We start from the raw sequence: 11,025 nt of genomic DNA, 5'->3' as shown, positions 1-11,025 counted from the left end.
GTTCCATGGAACTGACCGGACACTCGACCGACTACATCGTGGACGGGTCCTTCCCACAGGCCATGAGTCGCTTCGTCCGGCGCGCGCACCAGCGATGGCCCGGGCTCTTCGTGTACGGGGAGCCGGTTCACCCCGCGGCAGCGGCGGACTGGCAACTTCCCGAAGCGGACGCCGACGACTACGCGAGCATCGTCACCTTCTCGTCGGGTTCGGATATGGAGGAATTCTGGGAGGAGAACGGCTACGCACTCGATGCCTCAAACCAAGGGCCGTACGCCGTCTTCTACCGACTCCACGCGGAGCCGTTGCAGGCCACGAAGGTCTCCGGGGTGCGGGTCGGCTCGCCGGAGGCGGCGGACACCGTCGAAGGGACGGCGTTGCTGATGTCCCAGTACTACGCCGTCAGCCTTGTCACACCTGCCGATCCCTCGGTCGACCAGTTCTCAAAGGCGGTCGTGGACGACTTCGCCGAGTCGTTTCGGGAGACTCCGCTCGCAGGTGAATAGGAGGTGGCGGGGTGATCGACGTAAGCGCCGAATTGGATCAGCTGCCCATCCTTGACGAACTCACCGGTCCGGGAGCCGGGATGACGCCAGTGCGTGGACTCAGGGTGACGGGCCGTCCGCGCGGGTGGAGTTCACGGTCTGGTACCGCGAGGTCGAGGACGAGTGGCCCGACCCGGATACGTACATCGACAGCCTTTACGACGCCGCCTGTGCCGAACTCCCGCGTGGTGTGTCCCAGTTGCGTCCGGTGCTGTCGGAGGGCGACTTGAGACGGTCGACGACGAGGACCGTCCTCGTCGGCGTCAAACACGATGACACCGAGGTGCAGGTGCAACTCGTCGTGGTGGTGGGGGAATCCTCCCGTTGCCGAGTGACCGGGTCGGCGAGTTCATGACCGGCGAATTCCTCATGCGTCTCGACGAGGGCATGCTCGCCTACTTCAGGGACATCGTGGAGGAGATGGTCGCGAGGTTCGGCATCTCCAGGGCCGAAGCGGTGGCGAGGGTCAACGAGCGGTACCGGCACGCGGAGATCTCGTCGTATCCCGACCTCATGTGCCACGAGTTTCCGGAGTACTGGGCCTATGGCCTGTACTACTACCCCGACGAGACCGGCCGGCTGCCGACCGGTGACGAGGACGATGACCAGGGCCTCGACGTCACCGCGTTGTCAGTACGACCGGCACCGCCGAAGGGCTCGCCGGAGGTATTCGATTCGAGGTTCATTGGGATGGCAGAGCAGTACGCTCCGGTGTCGGAAACGGGGCTCGGCTACGACGTGTTCGCTCCGCTGTGGGCGATCCTGGAGTTGGGGGCGGTCAGGGATGCGGGGGCGCGGCCCCTGCGGGACGCCTCACTCACCGAATTCGTGGCGGCTCGCCGGGACAAGGTGGATCGACTTCTCCAGGTGGTCCGGGACATCGGTGACTTCTCCGCCGAGACCATGTCCATTTTCGAGGGACAGGGCGGGTGGAACGACGGCCGTGAGGTGACGGCCGAGTACCTGATGATGTATTCGGGCTGCATCGAGGCCTACCCGCCCGACACCGATGACCCCGCCGTCCTGCGCCGCATGCTGGACATGGGCAGCGACCTCCAGTCGGCCACTCTCCTGCACGCCCTGGTGGCGACCGCCACCGTAAGAGGCCCCGGCCTGGCGACGGCACCACAACTCATCATCTCCGCCGTGCGTATGGCGGGGTCGCTGGTGGGTGCCGACGGCGACCGAGCGATGGCGGACACCTTCCGAATGTGGCGCGTCAAATTCCTGCCGGACCTCTTGCGCCCTGACGCGCCGGCGCGGCCGGGCGCCAAGGAGAGTCTGCGGAAATACGCGCACGAGTTGGGGCGGCTGGTCGAGGCTTAGGGCGGACGGGGTCAATGGTTGACGTAACCGGGGAATCGGATCGGTTGGTCGGGCTTGACGAGTTCACCGGCCGGCCGTGGAAGCGGTTCTCGCCGAGTCGGGGTGGATGGGCGAGCGCAGGTGCGGACTTTGTTGACCACACCGCGTGGAGGGTTTCGGGGATGGTGGTCCTGCTCGGCGTCAAGCATGACGACGCCGAGGCTCGTACGAGTGGTCTTCGCCGGCCTAGCGGTTGATCGCCTGGATCTCTTGGACGTTCATGTCCTGGGTCGTCTCGAAGGTGCCGTCGGGGAGGTCGCCGGTGGCGCCGTCGGTTCCTTCCCAGGTGATCTGCCAGGTGATGCTGGCCTTCAGGTGATACGGCTTGCCGTCCGTGGCGTGGAGGTAGGTGATGCCGCACGGCGGGGTCTTGTCGGCGCTGCCCTTGGTGTACGGGGTGCCGATCGAACCGTCGTCGTTGAACTTGCAGTTGCCCGAGGCGGGGTACGTCGTGGCGTCGTCCGTGCCGGGGTCGAGGTGGAGGGCGACCGGCTTGGCGGTCGTTTCCGCCCAGAGGTTCGTGCGGGGGAGTTCGGCGCGGACCTTGATCTCCTGGAAGGTGGCCTTGTCCAGCCAGACCCAAGTCGGCAGGTTCACCGTGGACTTGGCGGCGGGCTTCACCTCGATCTCGGTACTGGGGACCTGGATCTGGTTGTAGGCGTAGTCGGCCAGCATCTTCGGCGTGGGGGCGTTCGGGACCTTCGGGACCTGGCCGGGGTCCTGCCAGAACATGATCTTGCCGCAGTCCCAGGAGTCGGGGTCCTCGACGTCTGGCGCGACGCTGCGCCAGAAGTAGCCGTCCTTGCCGACGTTGTAGTCCTTGTACCCCGGGGCCGTCGACCAGGTGTCGTCGAAGTTCGTCTCGGGCTTGCCGTCCTGGTAGTGGTCGGTCCACAGCCCCTTGCCGACCCACGTCTCGTGGATGCCGACGTCGCCCACTCCGTCCGACTCGTCCACGAACGCTTTCAGCTCCTCGCCGGTGAAGACGGGCTCGTACCAGCAGGCGGGCGGCTTCCAGTTGACGTCGACGGAGGAGAGCCGACCGCGCTTGCCTCCGGTGGGGCCGCTGACTTGGCGGACCTTGATGCGGGAGTAGCTGGCGGAGGCGTAGATGTTCTTGCCGTCGGCTCCACCGTCGGTGGGGGCGGAGGGCTTGGTCGTCTTGCCAGGCTGGGTGTTGGCGTTCGAGACGCCCCCGCCGCACAGCGCCAGGGCGACGGCGGCGACCGGAATCAGAAGTCGTGCGGGAGTGGTCGACATCCTCATGCCTGGCACTCCTTGGCCTTGCCCGTCACCTCAATGACGGATGCCTTCCAGACCTTGGAGGAGCCGGACGGCGGGAGCATCAACACGCTGTACTTCAGGTAACTGTCCAGATTGGCGTCCGTGTAGAGGACTTTCCCGGACTTGATTTCCTTGCTGTAGAACTTGGCCTGGTTCTCGCAGAAACGGACGAGGACCCGCTTGCCGTCGTTCAGCGTCTTGACGTCCTGGTCGTAGAACCTGTCGGTTCCGGAGGGAGTCCAGCCACCCTTGACCCAGGCCTGGATCTGCTGCTTCGCGTACGTCGCGGCCTGACCGCCCGAGTAGTACTGGTACGCCGGGTCTTCCGGGTCCTGCTTGACGATGCCGTGGTTCAGCGCGCGCAGGTAGTTCTGGGTGTTGGTGAGCGCTGCCGCCTGCTTCGCATCGGACGGCTCGGTGAAGTCGAAGACCAGCTTCACGTCCGAGGGAACACTCACGTCGGGCGCGTTGCCGTCGGCTGCCGCCGAAGCCGACGGACTGCTCGACCCCGTATCCGCCCCCTTGATGTCCCCCGAAGACGAGTCATCCCCGCCACCACACGCACTGAGCAACAGGCTCGCTGCGATGGTGACGGCGGCGGCGGTCGTGGTCAGAGCGCGGCGGGCCACGTTTGATCTCCCCCGAGGTTGGCGTGTGTGCAACAGAGAACGAAGCTATCAGGGGTGGGTAAGGGGGCCTTGGGGGCCGGTGGGGGGATTGTGTGGGGAACGTGGGGGGTGAGTCGGGCTTTTGGGGCGGGCGGTGCGGTATCGGGCAGGGGCGGGTCTCACCTCCGTATCAGACCTTCGACGATGCAAATAAGAGTCAATAGGATCTCTGTAGGCTCAGTACCCACCCCGAACCCCGCCTCCGCACCACAGCCACGCACCACAGCCACGTACGACCCACACACCTCGACACGACCCAGGACACCCGCCATGCCGCGACGCCGCACCTCAAGCTCATCAAGCTCGACGGGCAACTCGACCGGCAACTCGTCGGCACCCAGGAATCGGACGCCGCAGCCTGTCCGGATCCGGCGGCGCAGTTTCGGGGACTTCGTCAAGGCGTTCTTCGCGTTCGTGGCGCTGCTCGTGCTGGTCGTCGGGGTGCCGGGGGCGCTCGCGATGTTCATCGGGTGGCCGTTGCCGAACGGGGCGCCGAGCCTGGACTGGTTGCAGAACGAGATCACCGTCACGACCTTTCTGCACATCCTTACGGTGATCGTCTGGCTCGCCTGGGCGCAGTTCACTGCGTGCGTGCTCGTGGAAGTCAAGGCCGCGATGTCCGGCGTCGGGGTGCCGGGGCGGGTGCCCGGGGCCGGGGCCAGTCAGTTGCTCGCCCGGCAGCTCGTCGCCGCGTTGCTGCTCGTCGGGGCCACCGCGGCCAGCCTCACGCCGGGGCTCTCGCAGCTCGGGCACAGCATCGAGGGGAACCAGAAGCCGTCGGTCGCCGCGGCGCAGCAGACCCCGGGGCTCTTCGCGCAGCAGCAGGAGCAGGCGGCCGGTACCGCCGCCGCGCTCGCCGAACAGGCCTCCCACGCGGCCGCGCAGGCCGACGCCGACGGCACCGCCAAGCACGCGGACACGAAGTACTACCGGATCCAGCCGCCCGAGGGGCGCCACCACGACTCCCTCTGGGAGATCGCCCAGCGCCACCTCGGCGACGGCCGCCGGTACAAGGAGATCTACCAGCTCAACAAGGACCGGGTGCAGCCCGACGGGTCGAAGTTGTCCGAGGCCAGTCTCATTCGGCCCGGCTGGATCATGGAGATGCCCGGCGACGCCCACGGCGGCGAGCTCGTCGAGATGCCCGACGCGGCGGCGCCCGACGGGGCCCATGCGTCCAACGCGTCGCAGCAGGTTCAGCAGCAGATCCATGACTACGCGAAGAGCGGCGATCATGCCCAGGGGAGCGGGGGTGAGCAGGCTCAGGGGAGTGGCGGTGAGGGTGCCGCGCACGTCTCCGTGCCCTCGCAGCGGCCCGCCGGCGACGCTGGTGGCGGACAGCAGCACGCCGGTTCCACCCAGGGCAGTAGCAGCAGTGACTCCTTCGGGCTGCCCGAGGCTCTCCTCGGTGCTCCCCTCCTCGCCGCCGGTCTTCTCCTCGCCCTCGGGCGCCGGCGCAGGCAGTCCCTGTGGCAGTCGGCGTTCGGGGCCGTCGGTGGGCGGCGCGGGATGGAGCCGCCCACGCCGACCGGTGACGCCGCCGACGCGCAGGACGCCCTTCTCGTCGGCGCCGACCCCGAGGGCGTACGACTGCTCGACCGGTCGCTGCGGGGGCTGTCCGCGCAACTCGCGGCCGAGTCACGGGCGTTGCCGACCGTCTACGCCGCCTGGCTCACCAATGGTGATCTGCATCTGCAACTCGCCCAGCCCGCGGGCAAGCCGCCGGCTCCCTGGCAGCTCGGGCAGGACCAGACGTTCTGGATGCTGTCCCGTACGGACGGCGAGCGGTACGAGGACGTCGACACGGCCGCGCCCTACCCCGGGCTCGTCAGCCTCGGCACGATGGACGACTCGCGGCTGCTGCTGAACCTGGAGTCCGTGCCGGGCATCGTCTCGCTGAGCGGGCGGGAGGCCGACCGGGCCGCCGTATTCGCCTCCGTGGCCGCCGAGTTGGCGACGAACGGGTGGTCGGACCGGATGACCATCACCCTCGTCGGGTTCGGCGAGGACCTCACCCCGCTCGCGCCGAACCGGCTGCGCCACCTCGACGGCATCGACGATCTGATCGAGACGATGGAGGCGGAGACCCGGCAGCGGCGCGGGGCGCTCGGCGCGGCCGGGCACCACTCCGTACTGACCGGACGCACCGGGCCCGCCCAGCACACCCGTTGGGCCCCGCACCTCGTCCTCCTCGCCGCCACGCCGTCCGCCGAGGACGCCGTCAAGCTGGCCGAACTCGCCTCGGGCGCCGGTCACTTGGGCATCGGATACCTCGTCGGCACCGAGACCGGCGAACTGCCCGGCGCCGCCTGGGAGATGGAGATCACCGGCGAGGGCAAGCTCCTCGCGCCCCTCCTCGGGCTCGAACTCGACGCCCAGATGCTGCCGTCGGCCCAACAGCGCGCCGTCGTCGACCTGTTCGTCGAGGCCGACCCCGAGCGCGATCCCCAAGGGCCCACGACCACACCGCCGTTCCTCGTCGACATCAGCGAGCAGGGACGGCCGGCGGTGTACGCGCGGCTCGTCGGCCCGTACGAGATCATCGGTCTCGACACCCCGGACGGCGAGCGGAGCGCACTGCTGCACGAGGCGCTCGCGCTGCTGCTCCTGCACCGCGAGGGCGTGCACCCGCGCGTGCTGTCCTCCGCTCTGTGGCCGCGGGGCGTCACCGAGGACGTACGGGACTCGCTCCTCGACCGGCTGCGCGCCTGGCTCGGCGCCGACCCCGACGGCACCCCGCGGCTGACCGCCGACTCCACCGGGCGGCTCGTGCTCGCCAAGTCCGTCGTCTCCGACCTCGACGTACTGCGCTCGCTCTACCACGAGGCCACGCAGGGCAAGGGCGTCGACAGCCGGGCCGTGCGCGGGCGCCTGCTGACGGACGCGCTCGTGCTGGTGCGCGGGCCGCTGCTCGCCGACCGGCCCGAGGGCCGCTACCGCTGGCTCACCCACGAGATCATCGACGCCCAACTCCCGCTGCTCGTCGCGGACATCGGGCTCGCCCTCTCCGCGTTCCACCTGGAGAAGAACCGCGCCGAGAAGGCCATCGAGGCCCTCAACGCCGCCCTCAACTCCGCCCCCGGCGACGAGCGTCTCTGGAACGAACTGCTCCGCGCCACCCACGCGACCGGCGACACCGCCCGCCTCCAGTCCGTCGCCGCCGACCTCATCAACCGCAGCGGCGCCCGCGGCCTCCCGCCGCGCACCGAGGCCCTCCTCGACGAACTCCTGCCGACGTGGCGCAACGGCGTCGCCGCCGTGGGATGAACGCCGGGTCGAGCAGCGAATGAGTGACGGATTGAGTACGGGGGTGCTGATCGCCGTCGCCGCACTGTGGGGCGCGGCGACGGGAGCGCTGCTGCCGCGAGCCGCCTACCGTTTCGCCGCGCCGATGGGCGAGGCCTGGCGGGACACGTGCCCGCACGGGCACGCGATCGGCGGGTGGATCGGGCGCGCGCGGTGCGGGCGGTGCGCCCCTGAGGAAGCGGCCTACGGCGCCCGTACCCCTACCACCGCCCTGGCCACCGCCCTCGTCTGCGCCGCCCTCGCCGCCGCCACCGGTACCCGGCCCGAGCTCGGGGCGTGGCTGCTGCTCGCGCCGGTCGGGGTGCTGCTGACGATCGTCGACTTCCGGGTGCAACGGCTGCCCGATCCGCTGACCCTGCCCCTCGCGGGCGCCGCGCTCGCCCTGCTGGGGATCGTGGCGTTCGTACCGGAGCATGCCGGGGACTGGTGGACGGCGCTGTACGGCGCCCTCGCGCTCGGTGGTGGTTTCTTCGTGTTGTTCCTGATCAACCCCGGTGGCATGGGCTTCGGCGATGTGAAGCTGGCGCTCGGGCTGGGGGCGGTGCTCGGGTGGTACGGGTGGGCGACGGTGATGCTGGGCACGTTCGCCGCGTTCCTGTTCGGCGGGTTGTACGGCGGTGCGCTGGTCGTCGGGCGGCGGGCGGGGCGCAAGACGGCGATCGCGTTCGGGCCGTTTCTGATCGCGGGGGCGTTCGTGGGGCTGCTGATCGGGGCGTACGCCGCCTGACGTCGGGCTTGTCGGAGGGCTGGCGTAGGCTGGCTTGGTCCGTGTACCGCGGATGGAACTGCCCACAACCCTTGACGAAAGGGACGCCACGGTGACCGAGAAGGCCGACCTCCAGTCCGTGCTTGACCGTGCCGCCGCCGGCGGGCGGATCACCCCGGAAGAGGCCCTCGACCTCTACCGCGACGCCCCGCTGCACGCGCTCGGCGCCGCCGCCGACGCCGTACGCAAGCGCCGGTACGCGGGAACCGAGCACATCGCGACGTACATCATCGAGCGCAACATCAACTACACGAACGTGTGCGTCACGGCGTGCAAGTTCTGCGCCTTCTACGCCGCTCCCAAGGACACGGCCAAGGGCTGGACGCGGGACATGGACGACATCCTGCGCCGGTGCGCGGAGACCGTCGAGCTCGGCGGCACGCAGATCATGTTCCAGGGCGGCCACCACCCGGACTACGGCGTCGAGTACTACGAGGAGCACTTCGCCGCGATCAAGGGCGCGTACCCCCAGCTGGTCATCCACTCCCTCGGCGCGTCCGAGGTCGAGCACATGGCCCGGATCTCCAAGGTGAGCGTGGAGGAGGCCATCACCCGGATCCACGCGGCCGGTCTCGACTCCTTCGCGGGCGCCGGCGCCGAGCTGCTCCCCGCGCGCCCCCGCAAGGCGATCGCGCCCCTCAAGGAGTCCGGCGAGCGCTGGCTGGAGATCATGGAGGCGGCGCACAACCTGGGCGTCGAGTCCACGTCGACCATGCTCATGGGCACCGGCGAGACCAACGCCGAGCGCATCGAGCACCTGCGGATGATCCGTGACGTACAGGACCGGACGGGCGGCTTCCGCGCCTTCATCCCGTACACCTACCAGCCCGAGAACAACCACCTGAAGGGCCGCACCCACGCCACGCTCTTCGAGTACCTGCGCATGATCGCCATCGCACGCCTCTTCATGGACAACATCGCCCACATCCAGGGCTCCTGGCTGACCACGGGCAAGGAGGTCGGCCAACTCTCCCTGCACTACGGCGCGGACGACCTCGGCTCGATCATGCTGGAGGAGAACGTCGTCTCCTCCGCCGGCGCCAAGCACCGCTCCAACCGCATGGAGATCATCGACCTGATCCGCAAGGCCGGCCGCGTGCCGGCCCAGCGGGCCACGACGTACGAACACCTCGTCGTCCACGTCGACCCGGCGAACGACCCGGTCGACGAGCGGGTCATGTCCCACATCTCGTCCACGGCGATCGCGGGCGGCACGGCTCACCCCGAGTTGAAGCTCCTCGCCTCCAACTGACGTTCCCGTGCTGACGATTCACACGGCGGACGAAGGCGGCGCGGTCGCGGTCGAGGGCAGCCGGATCGCGGGTGTGGGGACACTGGCGGAGGTCCAGGAGCGGTTTCCCGGTGCACGGGTGCGGAGTTGGCCGGGCGTCCTGGGCCCGGCCCGCATCCACGAGGGCCCGCTTCCGGACGCCCCGAGCCCGCGCGAACGGATCCACGGGGTACTGAAGTTGGGGGCGACGGCCGTCTTGGAACGGTACGTCGATTCCGTCGAACTCCGAGCGGCGGCGACCCGAAACGACGTGCTGGTTCTTCCGGCGACCCGTCCGACGGCCATCGCGGTGGACGCCCGTGCCGACTTGGCAGTACTGGACGAGACGGGCGCCTGCATCGCGACAGTGTGCGCAGGCCGACTGGTCCACAGGCGCCGCTGACAACGCCCTGCTTCTTGCTTGGGGGCGCGGGGCTGTATCGATGTGCGGCTCCGCCGCGTGGGCGCGACCAGCCACACACAACCCGCACCCACCCACTCAGCCCGCGAACGCTTCCCCGAACGCCCCCGCACTCTGATCAACCCCACTGCAATCGGTAGCCGCATCGTCAGACGCAGAGTCCCCGTCGTCACACTGCTGATCCCGAAACGTCGACCACATGGACACCCACGCGATGTCCTTCTCCTCGGAGAACGTCCGTACTTGCGCGGCATCCGAGAGGGTAAGCGTCTCCCCGTCCACGTCATTGACCCCGATCATCGAAGTCAGCGCCATCCCCCGCCACGCATCCGCGTCAGACAGCCCGAACACCTTCTTCAACTGCGTTTGCGCGGCCTTCGCCGAGGTGACGGCGTAGTCCCCCATGTCCTCGTCGTACGACTCGCCATAGTTCATGGTCATGAGATTGACCGTGGAGACCTGAACGTCGTACTTGTTCGCGGACTCCAGCAGCGCGACCCCGTCGGCGTCCAGCCCGTTCGGCATCACCGGCAGCGTGAACGTGACCTGGAGATCGCTCCGTTCCTTCTGCAGCAACGCGATCGCCTCCGACCGCAGCGCAACCCCGTCGGAGTCGGTCAACTCATCGCCCTCGATGTCGAAGTCGGCCTGAGAAGACCCGGCCGCGTCCAGCGCCTTCCCGTACGCAGCGGCCAGCGAAGACGCGCTGTCGCAGGTCGACGCCAGTTCCTTCCCGGAGGCCCCGCCGAAGGAGACCCGGACGGTCGCGTCGTCCGTCTTGAGTTGCGAGATCCGGGACTTCACAGCCGAATCGCCGACGGCCTCCGTTCCGTTCCACTTCGGCGTGCACGTGCTGCCGGAGGCGATCACGAAGGCCAGGTTGTACGTCGTCGGTGAGCCGGCCGAGTCGTTGTCGGACGCGTCCGTCGCGCTGACGTAGGGGGCGTACGAGGTACTGGACGTCGCCGCCTGCGAGGGGGTCGGACTGGTGGCCGTGGCCTGTTTCGGGGGATCCGACGCCGCGGTGGAGCATCCCGTCGTGGCCAGGGCAAACAGACATGTGACCCCGGCCGCCGGCTTCAGGAAACCCCGCATTGAACATGCACCCGCTCTCGTGATTTCTGTCTCAGGCGTGAAACAAAGTCCCATTCAAATAGAGAACGTCTCACAAGAGGCCGCTGTTCATGAAGACGGTCAACACACAGGAAACACATGGGAGATGCGGCGTGAATCGGGTCAATCGGGCGGAATAAATGGGGCATTGGGCCCCTACTCCCTCGGGTGGAGCCATGCAGGCGTTCATGGAATCTCATAGGCAAGAGACAGGTTAAGAGGTCTCTCATATGCGCCTCACAAGAAAACTGGTACCGGACACATAAAGACTCTCTAATGTCCGGGGA

Annotated in this window: 10 protein-coding genes; 7 read left to right on the top strand and 3 right to left on the bottom strand. The window is 68.5% G+C overall.

The genetic code is table 11. The features are described 5' to 3' along the window. The first annotated feature begins 5 nt into the window (after positions 1–5). The 3 genes from M2283_RS25160 (at position 6) to M2283_RS25150 (ending at position 1,871) form a co-directional block, all read left to right on the top strand. Complete coding sequence (locus M2283_RS25160) at positions 6–506, top strand: hypothetical protein (protein ID WP_280878604.1); 501 nt, start codon at positions 6–8, stop codon at positions 504–506. Positions 507–630: 124 nt separating this feature from the next. Next, positions 631–900 carry a hypothetical protein gene (locus tag M2283_RS25155; RefSeq protein ID WP_280878603.1) on the top strand — a complete coding sequence of 90 codons (270 nt, stop codon included), beginning with the start codon at positions 631–633 and terminating at the stop codon, positions 898–900. Next, the gene (locus tag M2283_RS25150; protein WP_280878602.1) at positions 870–1,871 is read left to right on the top strand and encodes a hypothetical protein; all 1,002 of its coding nucleotides are present in this window, start codon (positions 870–872) and stop codon (positions 1,869–1,871) included. Before M2283_RS25155 ends, M2283_RS25150 begins: the two co-directional genes overlap by 31 nt. 225 nt (positions 1,872–2,096) lie before the next feature. Here M2283_RS25150 and M2283_RS25145 read toward each other — a convergent pair whose 3' ends face one another. Then, positions 2,097–3,170, bottom strand: a complete 1,074-nt coding sequence (locus tag M2283_RS25145; RefSeq protein WP_432423124.1) for a hypothetical protein — start codon at positions 3,168–3,170, stop codon at positions 2,097–2,099. A gap of 2 nt (positions 3,171–3,172) precedes the next feature. After that, a complete protein-coding gene (locus M2283_RS25140; RefSeq protein ID WP_280878600.1) occupies positions 3,173–3,823 on the bottom strand; it encodes a hypothetical protein in 651 nt (216 codons plus the stop codon). Positions 3,824–4,132: 309 nt separating this feature from the next. On the opposite strand from M2283_RS25140, the gene M2283_RS25135 reads away from it, so the two are divergent. From M2283_RS25135 to M2283_RS25120, 4 genes are all read left to right on the top strand, one after another. Further along, positions 4,133–7,129, top strand: a complete 2,997-nt coding sequence (locus M2283_RS25135; protein WP_280878599.1) for a BTAD domain-containing putative transcriptional regulator — start codon at positions 4,133–4,135, stop codon at positions 7,127–7,129. Between the two features lie 19 nt (positions 7,130–7,148). Beyond that, positions 7,149–7,895 carry a prepilin peptidase gene (locus M2283_RS25130; protein WP_280878598.1) on the top strand — a complete coding sequence of 249 codons (747 nt, stop codon included), beginning with the start codon at positions 7,149–7,151 and terminating at the stop codon, positions 7,893–7,895. A 91-nt stretch (positions 7,896–7,986) separates the two neighbouring features. Beyond that, positions 7,987–9,186, top strand: a complete 1,200-nt coding sequence (gene mqnC, locus M2283_RS25125; protein WP_280878597.1) for a cyclic dehypoxanthinyl futalosine synthase — start codon at positions 7,987–7,989, stop codon at positions 9,184–9,186. A 7-nt stretch (positions 9,187–9,193) separates the two neighbouring features. Then, a complete protein-coding gene (locus tag M2283_RS25120; protein WP_280878596.1) occupies positions 9,194–9,607 on the top strand; it encodes an imidazolonepropionase-like domain-containing protein in 414 nt (137 codons plus the stop codon). Between the two features lie 96 nt (positions 9,608–9,703). Here M2283_RS25120 and M2283_RS25115 read toward each other — a convergent pair whose 3' ends face one another. After that, positions 9,704–10,720 carry a chitinase gene (locus M2283_RS25115; RefSeq protein ID WP_280878595.1) on the bottom strand — a complete coding sequence of 339 codons (1,017 nt, stop codon included), beginning with the start codon at positions 10,718–10,720 and terminating at the stop codon, positions 9,704–9,706. Positions 10,721–11,025: the final 305 nt, after the last annotated feature.

It is taken from the genome of Streptomyces pseudovenezuelae, assembly GCF_029892565.1.
Taxonomy (GTDB): domain Bacteria; phylum Actinomycetota; class Actinomycetes; order Streptomycetales; family Streptomycetaceae; genus Streptomyces; species Streptomyces pseudovenezuelae_A.
Note: the sequence above shows the minus strand (reverse complement) of the source record. Positions and strands in the feature narration are given on the sequence as shown.